This window comes from Virgibacillus salexigens, assembly GCF_000723585.1.
Classification (GTDB): Bacteria; Bacillota; Bacilli; order Bacillales; family Amphibacillaceae; genus Virgibacillus; species Virgibacillus salexigens.
Genome location: NZ_CCDP010000002.1, coordinates 152,941 through 168,761, shown reverse-complemented (window position 1 = coordinate 168,761; position 15,821 = coordinate 152,941). Strand labels below are relative to the sequence as shown.

Sequence of the window (15,821 nt, the reverse complement as noted above, 5' to 3'; positions counted from 1 at the left end):
AGTAAACAGCACTTTTCTACTTCATCTAGTATAGGGATCGATTTAAAATTCTTCATATGTCGCAGGATCTTGGTCCTTATTTCTACCATCTGGACGAGTTAATTCTGATATAGCGTTCATATCACTCTCTGCTAATGAAAAATCGAAAATGGAAATATTCTCAAGCTGCCGATTATGGGATGCTGATTTAGGAATGGCAATTGCTCCGAGTTGATAGTGCCAACGTAGAATAACTTGAGATATGGTTTTCTGATGCTTGGCTGCAATTTTTCCGATTGTTTCATTTTGTAGTACTTCATTTGCCCGCGCTAACGGACTCCAAGATTCAGTCACAATATGATGCTGTTCATGCCATTTTCGCTGTTCTTCTTGATTAAAGAAGGGATGCAATTCGATTTGATTTATACTTGGCAGTACTCCAGTTTCTTTCTTCAGTCGTTGCAAATGATCGGGGAGAAAATTGCATACTCCAATGGAACGAATCAATCCCCATTTTCTGGCATCGATTAATGCTTGCCATGCTTCAACATACATGTTTTGTTTCGGATTAGGCCAGTGAATGAGGTACAAATCATAATAATCTAATTTCGCTCGATATAATGACTCTTGAATGGTAGTAAGTGCCTTATCATAGGCTTGATAACGACCGGGCAATTTTGATGTTATTTTTAACTCTTCTCTTGGAATAGCGCTTCGGCGTATCGCTTCACCTACTGTCCCTTCATTTTCATAGTTATACGCTGTGTCTATTAATCGATAGCCTGCTTGAATGGCATTACTGATTCCATTTGCACCTTCATTCCCATTTAATTTATATGTACCAAATCCAACCATAGGTACACGTAAACCATCATTTAGTGTGATTTCAGGAATTATTTGTTGAACCATGTAGAAACCTCCTTCTGCATTAAGCGTACACATTTAAGGATAAAAGTTCCAACTATTTAACTGCGACAATTCTACGAAAATAAACAATCGTAATGATTACTATTTACAAAATAGGGATCAGCAACTATAATGATAAAATCGTAATTATTACGATTCGCCTTTTAATAGAACAAAGAGTGGTAGGATATTTTAACAAAGAGAAGACGCATAGTGAAAAATCAAAGGTGGTTAAAGGTCAAAACACCAAGCCATTAAAACTTTGGAACTGCGAAAATTCAGGATGTTCCGATAGGCATTTAGAGAACATCTCATCAAAGGCAAGTTCCTGGGGGAAAAGTAACCTAGGTAAAGGTAAGGATATGTAAATGGTCAATATCATTCATTTTTGAGTTATTTCTTGCATATAAATCGTAATGATTACGAATTGATTTTTGATGATGGGGAAGTAAAAATGAAAAATTACGCTCGATTTAGTTTGTTTGTTGGTTTGGTTATTCTACTTTTGACTTGTCGTGGCAATGCAGTGAAAACAGCAACTGTAAATAAAGAAAATATGCATGATGTATTACAGATATAAACAACAATGTATCCGTTAGGATATTTCATGAATGAAATTGGAGGGGGAAATCTCCTCGATTATATCATTTGACGCTGATGCCCATACATATACACCAAATTCTCATATCACAGGTGCAGATGGCTTTATCTATAAAGGTCCGAGAGGAATCTAGAAGTATGACCTACAGCCTTAGAAGATTCGTATTTTAGTAAATGAAAAAAACATACATAAGAATGATTGTCCTAAAAATTGAATGAAGGAGGAAAGAAATGCTTGGTAAAATTAGATCAACAGTAATTGATGTAACAGGGGTTCTTATTATTGGGTTAGCAATCTATTTAATTTCAATCAGTGGAACGATTCAAGGGGGCATTACATTGCCGTCCTCGATTTATAATATGAATACAATCTTTCTAAGTATTTTGATCGAGGCACTTCCCTTTGTATTAGTAGGTGTTTTAATTGCTGGGGGGATACAGATATTCATAACCGAAGACCATATTAAGCGATGGATACCAAAAAATCGATTCGCAGCAATTTTAATGAGTTGTGTAGTAGGTGCATGTTTTCCCGCTTGTGAATGTGGAATTGTTCCGATTGTTCGCAGGCTAATTGCCAAAGGGGTGCCAATTTATGCTGGTATTGGTTTTCTTCTCACTGGACCACTTATTAATCCAATCGTTATCCTGTCTACGTATATGGCATTTGGAAATGATTTGAAAGTTGCCCTGTCACGTATGATTATCGGGTTTATTGTCGCTGTTATTGTTGCATTTTTAATTAGCCTATTGTTTCGTACCAATCAACTGAAACAAGAGCTTAAAAATGCAAACCATTGTGAACATGGAACCGCTGCGGTAGGACAACCTGTTACAATGAAAATTTTCCATGTACTGACACATGCTGTGGATGAGTTTTTCGATATGGGAAAATACTTAATAATTGGTGCTTTACTGGCTGCTTTTGTACAAACATATGTATCTTCAGAATCGCTTGTAGCTATTGGAAATGGCCAGATTGCTTCTTCGACAATCGTGATGATGGGGCTAGCATTTCTATTATCTCTTTGTTCTGAAGCAGACGCTTTTATTGCCGCGTCATTTAGTAATTTATTCGCACCTACTGCAATATTGGCCTTTCTTGTATATGGTCCGATGATTGATTTAAAGAACATGATGATGATGTTAAGTGTTTTTCGGGCAAAATTTGTTTTTACCTTTGTAAGCATTGTAACCATTGTTGTTTTTGTAGTATTCATACTTTTAAACCAATTTTATTAGGGGGCAACCATGCGTTTTTATTTCCAACAGGCTGTACGAGCCTTCATATTAATTTTATTTACGATATATATCGTTAAATTGCACTACACAGGAGATATTTTAAAACTAATTAATCCAAAATATGGAACGATCAGTATGATTGGAGTAGTCATCTTACTTATATTGTTCGTCACTCAGCTTCATCGTGTGTTTTCTAAACACGATGAACACAAGCATAACCATGACCATGAAGACCATCATCATGACCATGGTTATTCACCACTAAATGGGAGAAAACTCGTTTCCTATTTTATTATTGTATTGCCACTAATTACCGGATTTTTACTACCACCCAGTACTTTAGATGCTTCCATTGCTGCCAAAAAAGGAGCAATGTTGTCAATTACGAATAACGCGATGCAAGAGCAGAATTCAGGTCAACCACAGGAAAAAGAAGAATCAGCAGATGAGAATATGGAAAATGAACAACCGATCCACCAAAATGCACCCGATCCCAATCTCGATTCCAACACGATAAGTATGGAAAAATATGACCAAATCGTTAATCAATTAGGGGAACAAGATTCCATTTTAATGTCAGAACAGGTTTATTCAACGTATTATGAAATGATTAACAAGGAAATGGATTCGTTTGTAGGAAAAGAAATTTCATTAAAGGGATTTGTCTATAAAGAAGATGACTTTAAAAGTAACCAACTTGTTTTGGGCAGGTTCTTAATTACTCATTGTGTAGCAGATTCAAGTATTATTGGTTTTTTATCTTCGGTGGAAGATGCGACAGAATTAACCGAAGATACATGGGTGGAGGCAACAGGAACAATCTATATCGAAGAATATAATGGTACACGGATGCCGGCAATAAACATTTCCGATTATCAAGTAATTGATGAACCTGAACAGCCGTATTTATATCCCATCACGATCAAATATAAATAAATGGGAAGCCTCTATTCAGATTTACTGGAAGAGGCTTTTACCGTAAAATTAAATTAACAGCAATAAAAATATCCTTGAATTAGACTAGTCTGAAGTACATGTGGAATATGTTTAGAATGAGAATATATAGGGGGGAAAGACGCATATGAAACAGTATATTGATTTAAGTCATACAATTGAGGATGGGCTTGTAACATATAAAGGATTACCCGCACCAATTATCTGTGACTATTTAAGTAGAGAAGAATCTCGTAAGCACTATGCGCAAGGCACCGAATTCCAAATTGGCAAAATTGAAATGGTGTCAAATACGGGAACATATGTGGATGTACCATCTCATCGCTATTCCGATGGGAAAGACCTAAATGAGACAGCAATAGATAAGCTGGCAGGTTTGGATGGTGTTCTCTTCCAGATGAACCATAGTCAACAAGCAATTGATGAAACAGTATTTTATAATTTTGATTTAAAGGGAAAAGCTATATTAATTTCAACCGGCTGGGATAGATATTGGAATACAGAACAGTATTATGAGAGGCATCCCTATTTAACGGAAAACGCCGCAAAGTATTTAGTAGAACAACAAGCAGCAGTAGTGGGGATTGATTCTGTCAATATAGATGATACTTCAGGGAATACCAGACCTGTACATACGGAGTTATTAGGTAATGAAATATTAATTGTGGAGCATCTATGCAATTTAAATAAGTTGTTGGATAAGCAGTTCTTGTTCTATGCTGTCCCCCCTAAAATAAAAGGAATTGGTACATTTCCTGTTCGTGCATTTGCCGAAGTAGTATCTTAATGAAAAATTATACAATACAAGAATAATCGTGTAAGCCAACAATGATAAAGGTTGAAGATAATTGGATTTTTCACAGATGACTTCTGGATAACAAATGAAATAGGCATGACTCCAATGGAACAGCACGGTTTGTGATGATCCACTCGGGTAAACAATCGTAGTTAACCCGAGCTAGCTGAAGTCATGCCCAGAGGAGCATGCTCTATTTCAGATGTAACGAATAATTCAATGATTCGAAGTTAGAGCTACTTGTGCTAGTATCCATGATATTAATTGGATACTACTTTATTGCGAAAGAGTCTCACAGCACCTCGTTCTATTGGACCATCTTTTATGAGGAAATATGAAATAATGAATGCTACAATACCAAATCCTGCAACGATATGAACAAAAGCCAAATGATCAACTACAATAAATTGGATTACCTTACTGATGTCACCGAATGTAACATACGTAATTAGAAGTAAAAGTACAACGGTGCTGCCCATTAATAAGCGGAATGTTCCAAAGTATTGCCATACACTATTAATAAGAAAACCAATACCAAACAGAAAAATTCCCCACAAAATATCAACCCACAAATAGAGGAAAAAGCCTGACTCATTTACTAAATCTCCCATATGGAATAATGTGCCTGAGCTAATTCCCTGTTCAATTAAATAATTATTTAAAACGTAAAGCCCATTTAGGACAAGCGATCCAATAAGGATAAAGATCCCCGCGTTGATAAATGCGCTGAACAAGAATTGTTTTCTTGTACCGCCAAACGAGATGATATATTTAAATCCTTTTGTGAAAATAAAAAATGGATATATAAGAAACATGCCGTAATACGGTCCAAAGCTAGCTCCTGCGTTAAATGAACCGTCTGATGAGAATAACATACCTAAAATGATATAAAAAATAGATAATACGGCTGTAATTGTAGTTAAAATATAAAATTGGACACGTAAATCTTCAAACATGACGCGGAAAGGTCCTTTAAATGTGTTCATTTCTTTACCGGCTCCTTTTTAGAAGTTATATTTACGAGATAATCTTGCAGTGGTGCCTTTTCAATATTAACTTTTGCTAGTTTGGCGCGAGCGATCCAATCTTCGTTATAAGGTACATCTAGCATGACATGTACTTGATTGCCTAATTTTCGTTCTTCTAAAATGGTGCTACCAGTAGTTAATTCATCTATTGCGTTTTTTGGACCGTTCAGAATAATTCCTTGCATTTTAAAAGATTCGGTTTCTTCATAACGTGTGATTGTTTGATTGTCGACAATGGCAATCATCTCACATAATGGTTCGATTTCATCAATATGATGTGATGATAAAATAATTAATCGTGGCTGCTCTTCATACGTGTCTAACAGTACATCATAAAATAGTTTTCGCATATGTGCATCAAGTCCATTTGTAGGTTCATCCATAATTGTAATTGGAGATTTGCTAGCTAAACCAATTACAATGCTTATCATTGTTTGCATTCCTTTCGAAAAATGCTTAATCTTCTTTTTCCTTGGTAATTCAAATAAAGACACAAGCTCATCTGCTAAGGCTTGATCCCAGTTTGCACTAAAGTAAGAACCGAATCGCAGGGCATCATTTACATTCCATAGCTCTGAAAAAGGATGATTCTCTTGAATATACGTTACTTCTTTCATTGTATTATTATTGTTATAAGGTGAGATTCCATTAACACGTATTTGTCCGCCATTAGGATTTTCTTGACCTGAAAGGAGTTTCATTAATGTGGTTTTACCAGCTCCATTTCTTCCCCAAAGCCCCATTATAATTGGTTCTGTTTCATGTAAATTCACCTGCTTTAATGCTAGGGAATCCCCATATGAAAAAGTCATGTCATGAATATCAATCATTGGAAGTAGCCTCCTTGATAAATTGAATAATTTGTTCTTCTGACAAGTGAAGTCGTTTTGCTTCAGCCACTAAGGGTTTAACATATTGTTTAAAAAAGTCTTGCTGACGTTCTAAAAGTAATTGACGAACTGCACCTTCAGCCACAAACATGCCTACACCTCGTTGTTTGTAGACTAAACCGGCATCAACGAGCATCGTCAATCCTTTTTGTGCTGTAGCCCGATTTATCTGATAAAACTTGGATAATTCTGTTGTTGAAGGAATCTGATCTCCTTCTGCTATCTCGCCATCAATGATGTCATCTGCAATCATTTCTGCGATTTGCTGAAAAATTGGTTTTGTATCATCAAAATTAGATTGCACATCTGTCTCCTTTCTACAACAAGACATACATAAGGTTGATATGTTGATTGGTTGATCACTCGTGTAATCAACTATACATTGATAATCAAATTTTGTAAAGTTCTTTCGTATATTTCCATATCTTTCTTTAGATATAAAAATCCAGTAAGGTTTGGAATTCCCTTACTGGCAGCAAAGATAAATTTGATTACTGCAACGTATGGGCTCAACCGTCTTTCTGTATTCCGTAATCGAAGCACGTCATGAAATCATTATTATGTACTAAAGCAGGTGCTATCCTATAAAAAAGGAAGGGACCTGTTTGAATACCTGTCATTGCTATCTTTAGTCCCCCTTTCCCTAATGAGTACCTAAGAAAAGAAAATTCTTTACTCTAAAAATGCTATTCACCTAGGTTAAATAAGATTTTATATCTTCCATTTATCATCCAATTCAAAAAATACTAAAAAAACATATTGAATGTACGTACGTTTTGTATTATTATTAATTAAAACGGAAAATATATACGTACAAGTGTATATTTGGTTTAGGAAAGGTGTTGAATTTAGGATGCTTTACCAATTGAAGGAACAAGTACTTGAAGCAAACTTGGCTTTACCAAAACATAAATTGGTAACGTTTACTTGGGGTAATGTAAGCGGTTACTGCAAAGAGGAAGGAGTAATTGTAATCAAGCCAAGTGGCGTGCCATATAAAGATTTGACGGTAGAAGATCTTGTTGTTGTTGATTTAGAAGGAAACGTTGTGGAAGGGAACAAAAACCCATCTTCGGATACACCGACGCATTTGATGCTATACAAAAGTTTCCCCAATATTGGTGGAGTTGTTCATACACATTCGCCATGGGCAACGAGTTGGGCTCAGGCTGGAAGGGATATACCAGCTTTAGGGACGACACAAGCTGATTATTTTTATGGAAGTGTTCCTTGTACGAGAAAAATGACTGATGATGAAGTAAAAGGTTCGTACGAGTTGGAAACAGGGAAGGTTATTATAGAGACATTTGAAAATAGGGATCATCTTGCTGTTCCCAGTGTTTTGGTTCATAGCCATGCGCCGTTTAATTGGGGAAAAGATCCTCAAGATGCAGTACATCAAGCAGTTGTATTAGAGGAAGTGGCAAAGATGGCGTTGCATACGTACCAAATTAATCCAGAAACGCCAGTGATGCAACAAAGTCTATTAGATAAACATTATTTAAGAAAACACGGGAAGCATGCGTACTACGGGCAATAAACGATAAGGAGGGAGTTTCTAATGAAAGAAAAATATACAATTGGTATTGATTATGGAACCGAATCAGGGCGTGCTGTATTAGTCTCTTTAAAAGATGGTAAAGAAATCGCAGACCATGTAACTTCATATCGACATGGGGTAATAGATGATAGATTACCTGAAACAGGAGAAAAACTAGGGCATGAATGGGCGCTTCAACATGCTCATGATTATATAGAAGTCATACAGACCTCCGTTCCAGAGGTTTTACAACAATCTAATATCCACCCAGATGAAGTAGTTGGTATTGGTATTGATTTTACAGCATGCACGATTTTACCTGTTGATAAGGATGGACGCCCGCTTATGTTCGATCCAAAGTGGAAAACGGATCCCAATAGTTGGGTGAAATTATGGAAACATCACGCTGCACAAGCTAAAGCAAATAAAATAAACGAAATAGCGGAACAACGTGGTGAAGAATTCTTACCACGGTATGGTGGAAAAATCTCATCCGAATGGATGGTTGCAAAAATATGGCAAGTTCTAGATGAGTCTCCAGATATTTATTATGCAACCGACAAATTTGTTGAGGCAACCGATTGGGTTATTTCCCAATTATCTGGAAATCTTGTTCGAAATAGTTGCACAGTAGGATACAAAGCAATTTGGCATAAACAAGATGGTTTTCCAAGTAAAGAATACTTTAAGGCATTAGATCCACGCCTAGAAAATCTAGCAGAAACGAAATTACGTGGAGAAATCGTTCCATTAGGGACAAATGCAGGTGGTTTAACTGAAGAGATGGCTGATGTTACAGGGCTAAATCCAGGGATTGCCGTTGCTGTAGGAAATGTGGATGCTCATGCTTCTGTTCCAGCGATGGGGGTGACATCGCCTGGGAAAATGGTAATGGCAATGGGAACCTCTATTTGCCATATGGTATTAGGTGATAAAGAGAAAGAAATAGAAGGCATGTGTGGAGTTGTAGAAGACGGAATCATACCAAATTATTATGGATATGAAGCAGGCCAGTCAGCAGTAGGAGATATTTTTGCTTGGTTTGTTGATACATCGGTGCCAGCTTATATTAAAGAAGAAGCTGCACAAGCTGGATTAGATGTTTATCAATATTTAGAAAAAAAAGCAACAGGATATAAACCAGGAGAAACGGGGTTATTAGCACTAGATTGGTGGAATGGAAATCGTTCTGTTCTTGTTGATACGGAACTAAGTGGTCTTCTGCTAGGTATGACCTTACAAACAAAACCGGAAGAAGTATATCGTGCCTTATTAGAAGCCACTGCATTTGGTACAAGAATGATTGTCGATGCGTTTCATCAAAATGGTGTTTCGATTGATGAACTCTATGCATGTGGTGGGTTGCCCCGAAAAAGTAAATTGCTCATGCAAATTTACGCTGATGTTACCAACCGTGAAATTCGAATTGCTGATTCTAAACATACGCCAGCTTTAGGTGCTGCCATGTTTGGTGCTATTGCGGCAGGTTCTGAAAATGGGGGATATGATTCTGCCATTGAAGCTGCAAGAAATATGGCCCGGATAAAAGAAGAGGTTATTAAACCTATCCCTGAAAATGTATTCATTTATGACGAATTATTCCAAGAATATAAGCAGCTACATGATTACTTTGGACGCGGTACAAACAATGTAATGAAGCGGCTAAAAACGCTAAGAACATTTGAGGAAAAAGTTACTATATAGAAGATAAATGGAGGTACGAATATGATAACAAGGAAGCCCTATACTTTTTGGTTTGTAACTGGAAGTCAGCCTTTATATGGTGAAGAGACATTAAAGGAAGTAGAAGTTCATTCAAAGCGAATGGTTGAAGGTCTGAATAAAAGTGAGGAATTACCTTTTCCTATCACGTTTAAAGAGGTAGTGACGACAGCTAATAATATTCAAAATCTAGTAAGGCACGCAAATACAGATCCTACCTGTGCAGGCGTAATTACCTGGATGCATACATTTTCACCAGCCAAAAATTGGATTGCTGGTTTAAAAGAATTGCAAGCACCACTGTTGCATTTGCACACGCAATATAATCAAAATGTTCCATGGGATTCGATTGATATGGATTTTATGAATACGAATCAGTCGGCACATGGAGATCGCGAATATGGATTTATGGTATCACGCTTAAATCTTTCCAGAAAAGTGGTAGTTGGTCATTGGCAGAATAAACAAGTCATTAGAAAAATTGCAAGTTGGATGCATACGGCAGTGGCAGTATCAGAAGGTTCAACTATCCGTGTTGCGCGATTTGGAGATAATATGCGAAATGTAGCAGTTACCGATGGTGATAAAATTGAAGCACAAATTAAATTCGGTTGGACCGTTGATTATTATGGAATTGGCGATCTCGTAGAAGTTATGAATGAAATTGAAGAAACAGAAGTTAATAAATTGTTTAAAGAATATCAGCAACGGTATCAATTCCCGCAAGAAGCAGCATCCAATTCTGCTATTGGTGAGGCAATTAAGTATCAAGCGAGAATTGAGTTAGGATTAAAATCATTTCTCGAAGAAGGAAATTATAACGCATTTACAACAAATTTTGAAGATTTACATGGGATGAAACAGCTTCCTGGTCTAGCAGCACAACGATTAATGGCTGAAGGTTATGGCTTTGCGGGTGAAGGAGACTGGAGAACGGCGGCATTATTACGAATGATGAAAATCATTTCTCAAAATCAAGACACATCTTTTATGGAAGATTATACGTATCATTTAGAGCCAGAAAATGAAATGATTTTAGGTTCGCATATGCTTGAGGTCTGTCCAACAATATCTGCTACGAAGCCTAAAGTAGTTGTTCAACCATTGGGAATGGGGGGAAAGGAAGCCCCTGCGCGCCTGGTATTTGATGGGAAAGGTGGAGATGCAATTAACGTTTCATTAGTAGAAATGGGTGGTAGATTTCGGTTAATTATTAATGAAATTAAGGCAGAGCAGCCTGAAAAACAAACACCGCATCTTCCTGTGGCAAAAGTTTTATGGAGGCCGCAGCCAACCTTAAGTGAAGCTACAGAAGCATGGATTTACGCGGGTGGTGCTCATCATACGGTTTTATCTTTTCAGGTAACCACAGAGCAGTTATATGATTTTGCTGATATGACAAATATTGAATGTATTGTTATCGATAAGGATACCAAGCTACGAGAATTAAGAAATGAATTGAGATGGAATGAGGCTGCTTACCGCAAATAGAGTGAAAAGAAACATTGAATGTGAATAAATGATAATGAGAGGACGGGGTATTTTTATCCCACCTCTTCCTACTTACCAAACAAGTACAAGCTATCTCTAAGAATGATTAAGAAAAGATATTAGTTTATTAGTGAAATGAAAGCGGAATCACAATGTGAAGTTTGTTATTAAATGGTAGGTGACAAATTTCCTTCCTTTTACATGCTTACATTGATTCATATCATAACCGATATAAGAGGAGGAGCATCATGGTAAAAAAACATTCATTTTGGTATGTACTTTTACTTTCTGTATCTGCAGGTATGGGAGGGTTATTATATGGTTTTGACACGGCAGTTATTTCAGGCGCTATCGGATACTTACAAGATTTATATGATTTAAGTCCGGCTATGGAAGGTTGGGTAATTTCTTGTGTAATGATTGGTGGTGTAATCGGTGTCGCCATGTCAGGCTTTTTAAGTGATAAGTATGGAAGAAAGAATATATTGTTGGTTTCGGCGGTGTTCTTTATTATATCTGCCCTGGCTTCTGCATTTGCAACAAGTATAACCATGTTAGTTTTTGCAAGAATTTTGGGTGGATTTGGTATTGGGTTTGCTTCCGCATTATCTGTGACTTATATTAGTGAATGCGCGCCACCAGCAATTAGAGGCAGGCTTGGATCGTTATACCAGTTGTTCACTATTTTAGGGATAAGCATCACGTTCTACATTAACTATGGTGTTGCTAATAGTGGTACGTATCAATGGGGCTTAGAGGCAGGCTGGCGCTGGATGCTCGGCTATGGTACGATACCTGGGATCATCTTCTTAGTCTTGTTATTTTTTATTCCGGAAAGCCCTCGTTTCTTGATTAAGAAAGGGAAGGATGAGGAAGCGTATCGTATATTGACTCGTATTAATGGGGAACAAGTAGCTAAAAGAGAAGCGAAAGAAATAAAAATGTCCATTGAAGCAGAACAAAACTCCTCTGCAAAGCAATTATTAAAACCAGGTTTAAGAATGGCCTTAGGGGTCGGAATCTTTCTGGCTTTATTCAATCAAGTCATTGGTATGAATGCAGTAACCTATTATGGACCTGATATTTTTAGGAGTGTAGGATTTGAAAATAATACCGAGTTTTTAGCTACAAGTATTATTGGCAGTGTACAAGTTGTTTTCACAATTGTAGCTATTTTGTTAATTGATCGTTTAGGCAGAAAGAAATTAATGGCGATTGGTTCAAGTCTAATGGCAATTTTTATGCTGCTGATTGGAAGCGTATTCTTCTTTGAACCTGAAAATAGCGGCATATTACTTATTTTGTTTATTGCCGGATTTACCGCTGCTTTCTGCGTTTCCATGGGGCCAATCCCATGGGTTATGATTCCGGAAATCTTTCCGAATCACTTACGAGGGAAAGCGGTAGGAATAGCAACCATTTTCCTTTGGGGAGCAAATTGGGCAATTGGACAATTCACGCCAGTATTAATTAATAATATGGGCGGAGCGTTCACGTTTTGGATGTTCGCGGTCATTAATGTCATTTGCTTCCTTTTCGTAATGACGATCGTTCCCGAAACGAAAAATAAAACATTGGAAGAAATTGCAATGCTTTGGAAACCGAAGAAAAATAAAGAAAAATTTTCACAGAAATTAACCAATATGTAATTTAAAGTTTTGTTATCCTTTGTGATTACACTAGATATACAAAAGGAAATGATCAATACCGGGTTTAAAAAGCAATTAAAAACCGGCAGTGATCATTTCCTTCTGTTTTACAGCTTGTTCGAGTTACCTGATCGGTTTGAAGTACTTGTTGAAACATCGAAGTTTCACAGCGACAAGCGACTTTGTATTCATTCGCAATGGCCATAATTGGACAATTATACTCAATTAGCTCATACGTATTCTCATCCAATTGGGTAATGTCTGCCATATAACCTTTCTCATTTTGAATAGTTTTCATTTCTTGTATCCTTTGTTTTGGGACTTTCTTGTTCATGCGAATCGCGTATTCACTGGTTAATCGGCTTTCACGCTTTTGGAACAATTGTTGGATGGAATTTTCGCCGTATACTTCCTCTATATCTTTTAAAAACTCTAAACTTAGTCCTTCGTAACTTTTGGGAAATAACAATTCACCTTTTTGTGATAAAGAATATGTTTGTGTTGGTCTCCCCATTACTGGTTTAACCTCTTTTGAAGTAATAAGATCATCCTTTTCCATCATTGAAAGATGCTTTCGAACGGCCATATCGGTAATTTTTAAATGATTGGTCAATTCACTTACTGTTAAGCGGACTTCTTTTTTTAAGATAGTAAGAATTTTGTCCTTCGTTGTGGTTCTTTTCAAATTATCACCTCACAAGATTGGCGTCATTTATATGGAGATTTCTACGAGTGATTGATGTTATCCCTTTGGTTTCCTACGCTTATATTGTATAAAAACTACAAGTAAGTTGGAAGTAAAATGTTTATTTCTGTATTAAAAAGGAAAATTTTTCGAGCAAATAAGTTGATCTTCTTCATTTGATACGGTATTCTTTCTGTATACTTATTATACCAATAAGTATAATAAGTGCAAAATAAAAAGGGTGGAGGAATTTTTTATGGCAAAATTTGAATTACCTGAACTACCATATGCAACAGACGCATTAGAACCGTACATCGATCAAACAACGATGGAAATACATCATGGAAAACATCATCAAACATATGTAAACAAATTAAACGCTGCACTGGAAGGAAAAGCAGAACTAGCTGACCAATCATTAGCATCCATTATTAGTAACCTAGAGGCAGTTCCAGAAGATGTGCGTACAGCAGTACGTAATAATGGTGGTGGACATTTAAACCATACGCTTTTCTGGGAAGTAATTGCACCAGGTAAAGAAGCTGCAGCACCTGCTGGTAAACTTGCGGAAGCAATCAATGAGGCATTTGGCAGCATTAGCAGTTTTGAACAAAAATTCGCTGATGCAGCGACCACACGTTTTGGATCTGGTTGGGCATGGTTAGTTGTTAATCAAGAAGGTAAGCTAGAAGTAACAAGTACAGCAAACCAAGATAATCCGATTTCAGATGGCAAAACCCCAATCTTAGGAATCGATGTTTGGGAACATGCCTACTATCTTAAATATCAAAATAAACGCCCAGAATACATTGAGAACTTCTTTAATATTATTAATTGGGACGCTGTTGCTGAAAAATATGAAAAAGCAATTAGCTAATTGACAGAAAAGGAGAATAAGGTACTCGAGGGAGTACCTTATTCTAGAGAATGAAGAGGAGGTAGCACCAGTGAAGCTAGTTGGAATCGCAGGATCATTAGTAGGAGAAAAGACATCACAGGCCGTTCATGATGTGCTACTTGAGGCTAAACGAGTGGATGCAAGTTTGGAAACTGCATTAATTGACCTTCGCGATTATGAGGTTGAATTTGTTAATGGTGCTCCTTTAGCTTATTATAACGAGGATACATGGCATGTTGTAAATACGATTCTGTCAGCTGACATGTTAGTTGTCGGGTCACCTATATACCAAGCATCCATTTCGGGAGCATTAAAAAACCTTTTTGATCACCTACCTGTAGATGCTTTTAAATCAAAAGTCACTGGAATGATCACAACAGGAGGTTCTGAAAAGCATTTTCTAGTGTCAGAGTATCAATTAAAACCCATCCTTTCTTATTTGAAAGGAATTGTGCCTACTTGCAGTGTATTTATTCATAATGATGATTTTAATGATGATAAACAAATTGTAAATCGGAATGTGATGGAACGAATAACCACACTTGCCAAAGAAATGATTTCGATTCAGCGACGTGTACAAGTTGAAAATAAAAAATAGGGATTCACACATACATACTTTCATAATAAGTAGTAGGAAACGGAACGATGGAAAAGGAGAGTATTTCTTAAATAGGAATGCTCTCCTTTTTTATCATGGATATTATCTTGGGGTTTCTCAACCGATTTGTTTCCTGTAAAATCATAGGAAAGGTATAGATCGATTACTTTATTGTATGAATTTAGGAGAGACCAAAGATAAAAACGAGGATTTATCTATCCGTTACTTAGAAAGGAGTTGGTATTTCGAATTCCTCCTTATAAGCCTATGTTTATAATGACAGTGGGATTGACGAATTCAAGTTTTCCTTGTTTTTTAAAGAAAGGAAGTGAAGCGACATGTTTGACATCGCTTTAATCGTTATTATTGCTCTTATTGTAAGTGTTGTAGCCATGTTAAGTATCATTGGGATGCTAAGAAAACGAATCACCGAGCCTAAGAAAAAGCTCCGTAAGAGGATAGATAAGCTGGAAATGGAAATGGAAGCATTAAAAGATCGTAAGGAATTATGAACCGTTAGCAACGAAGCTGCTAACGGTTTTTTAATGTCTAGGAGGAATATATTATACAATGAAGTATTACCAACCAGCGCGTTTAATGAGGGACTTCCCTCAACCTCCGTTATGTTGATCTCTCTATCATGCTTTGCCATTCATTATAGTGTCCTGCTTGATGTCAACTTCTTAGTTTTCACTTTCTACGGGTAATAACCTTTCGATAAAACCACATAAAACAAAATGAAATAACAAAAAACAATATCTTAACAATGGCTTCATATTCACTTAATAAATTTGTTTTATAGTGTGGGTGTAGGAGAAAGGTGTTAACAGCAACTTAGTGAAA

16 protein-coding genes are annotated in these 15,821 nt (G+C 36.7%); 11 read left to right on the top strand and 5 right to left on the bottom strand.

The window, feature by feature from the left end:
• Positions 1-42: 42 nt before the first annotated feature.
• On the bottom strand, positions 43-888 hold the full coding sequence (locus BN990_RS13645) for an aldo/keto reductase (protein ID WP_038245578.1): 846 nt from the start codon (positions 886-888) through the stop codon (positions 43-45).
• Between the two features lie 451 nt (positions 889-1,339).
• Between BN990_RS13645 and BN990_RS23400 the strand changes: the two genes are divergently transcribed.
• The 4 genes from BN990_RS23400 to BN990_RS13625 all read left to right on the top strand — a co-directional run bounded on the left by BN990_RS23400 (position 1,340) and on the right by BN990_RS13625 (position 4,468).
• Positions 1,340-1,465 carry a hypothetical protein gene (locus tag BN990_RS23400; RefSeq protein WP_267903319.1) on the top strand — a complete coding sequence of 42 codons (126 nt, stop codon included), beginning with the start codon at positions 1,340-1,342 and terminating at the stop codon, positions 1,463-1,465.
• A 251-nt stretch (positions 1,466-1,716) separates the two neighbouring features.
• Entirely contained in the window at positions 1,717-2,727 is a 1,011-nt protein-coding gene (locus BN990_RS13635; RefSeq protein ID WP_021292408.1) for a permease, read from the top strand.
• 9 nt (positions 2,728-2,736) lie between these two features.
• A complete protein-coding gene (locus BN990_RS13630) occupies positions 2,737-3,663 on the top strand; it encodes a TIGR03943 family putative permease subunit (protein WP_038245576.1) in 927 nt (308 codons plus the stop codon).
• Between the two features lie 145 nt (positions 3,664-3,808).
• Positions 3,809-4,468 carry a cyclase family protein gene (locus BN990_RS13625; RefSeq protein WP_038245572.1) on the top strand — a complete coding sequence of 220 codons (660 nt, stop codon included), beginning with the start codon at positions 3,809-3,811 and terminating at the stop codon, positions 4,466-4,468.
• 269 nt (positions 4,469-4,737) lie between these two features.
• Here the strand turns inward: BN990_RS13625 and BN990_RS13620 are convergent, their stop codons facing one another.
• Genes BN990_RS13620 through BN990_RS13610 form a run of 3 tightly spaced genes read right to left on the bottom strand, consistent with a single transcriptional unit; the run spans position 4,738 to position 6,699 of the window.
• Complete coding sequence (locus BN990_RS13620; RefSeq protein WP_021292411.1) at positions 4,738-5,463, bottom strand: hypothetical protein; 726 nt, start codon at positions 5,461-5,463, stop codon at positions 4,738-4,740.
• Positions 5,460-6,335 carry an ATP-binding cassette domain-containing protein gene (locus BN990_RS13615; protein ID WP_038245570.1) on the bottom strand — a complete coding sequence of 292 codons (876 nt, stop codon included), beginning with the start codon at positions 6,333-6,335 and terminating at the stop codon, positions 5,460-5,462. Before BN990_RS13615 ends, BN990_RS13620 begins: the two co-directional genes overlap by 4 nt.
• On the bottom strand, positions 6,328-6,699 hold the full coding sequence (locus tag BN990_RS13610) for a GntR family transcriptional regulator (RefSeq protein ID WP_021292413.1): 372 nt from the start codon (positions 6,697-6,699) through the stop codon (positions 6,328-6,330). The genes BN990_RS13615 and BN990_RS13610 overlap by 8 nt, the downstream gene beginning before the upstream one ends.
• 549 nt (positions 6,700-7,248) lie before the next feature.
• Between BN990_RS13610 and araD the strand changes: the two genes are divergently transcribed.
• From araD to BN990_RS13590, 4 genes are all read left to right on the top strand, one after another.
• A complete protein-coding gene (araD, locus tag BN990_RS13605) occupies positions 7,249-7,935 on the top strand; it encodes an L-ribulose-5-phosphate 4-epimerase (RefSeq protein WP_038245568.1) in 687 nt (228 codons plus the stop codon).
• A 21-nt stretch (positions 7,936-7,956) separates the two neighbouring features.
• Positions 7,957-9,639, top strand: a complete 1,683-nt coding sequence (locus BN990_RS13600; protein WP_038245567.1) for a ribulokinase — start codon at positions 7,957-7,959, stop codon at positions 9,637-9,639.
• A 21-nt stretch (positions 9,640-9,660) separates the two neighbouring features.
• Positions 9,661-11,148: an L-arabinose isomerase gene (araA, locus tag BN990_RS13595; protein ID WP_038245565.1), complete on the top strand. Its 1,488-nt coding sequence runs from the start codon at positions 9,661-9,663 to the stop codon at positions 11,146-11,148.
• Positions 11,149-11,396: 248 nt separating this feature from the next.
• Positions 11,397-12,797, top strand: a complete 1,401-nt coding sequence (locus tag BN990_RS13590) for a sugar porter family MFS transporter (RefSeq protein ID WP_021292418.1) — start codon at positions 11,397-11,399, stop codon at positions 12,795-12,797.
• Between the two features lie 64 nt (positions 12,798-12,861).
• On the opposite strand, the gene BN990_RS13585 is transcribed toward BN990_RS13590, so the two are convergent.
• Positions 12,862-13,482 (bottom strand): helix-turn-helix transcriptional regulator, encoded by a 621-nt coding sequence (locus tag BN990_RS13585; RefSeq protein WP_038245564.1) that lies wholly within the window; start codon positions 13,480-13,482, stop codon positions 12,862-12,864.
• Between the two features lie 256 nt (positions 13,483-13,738).
• Between BN990_RS13585 and BN990_RS13580 the strand changes: the two genes are divergently transcribed.
• The 3 genes from BN990_RS13580 (at position 13,739) to BN990_RS22625 (ending at position 15,490) form a co-directional block, all read left to right on the top strand.
• Positions 13,739-14,359 (top strand): superoxide dismutase, encoded by a 621-nt coding sequence (locus BN990_RS13580; protein ID WP_021292420.1) that lies wholly within the window; start codon positions 13,739-13,741, stop codon positions 14,357-14,359.
• A 70-nt stretch (positions 14,360-14,429) separates the two neighbouring features.
• Positions 14,430-14,978: an NADPH-dependent FMN reductase gene (locus tag BN990_RS13575; RefSeq protein ID WP_021292421.1), complete on the top strand. Its 549-nt coding sequence runs from the start codon at positions 14,430-14,432 to the stop codon at positions 14,976-14,978.
• A gap of 338 nt (positions 14,979-15,316) precedes the next feature.
• Positions 15,317-15,490, top strand: coding sequence for a hypothetical protein (locus BN990_RS22625; protein ID WP_158295242.1), 174 nt, complete (start codon positions 15,317-15,319; stop codon positions 15,488-15,490).
• Positions 15,491-15,821 lie beyond the last annotated feature (331 nt).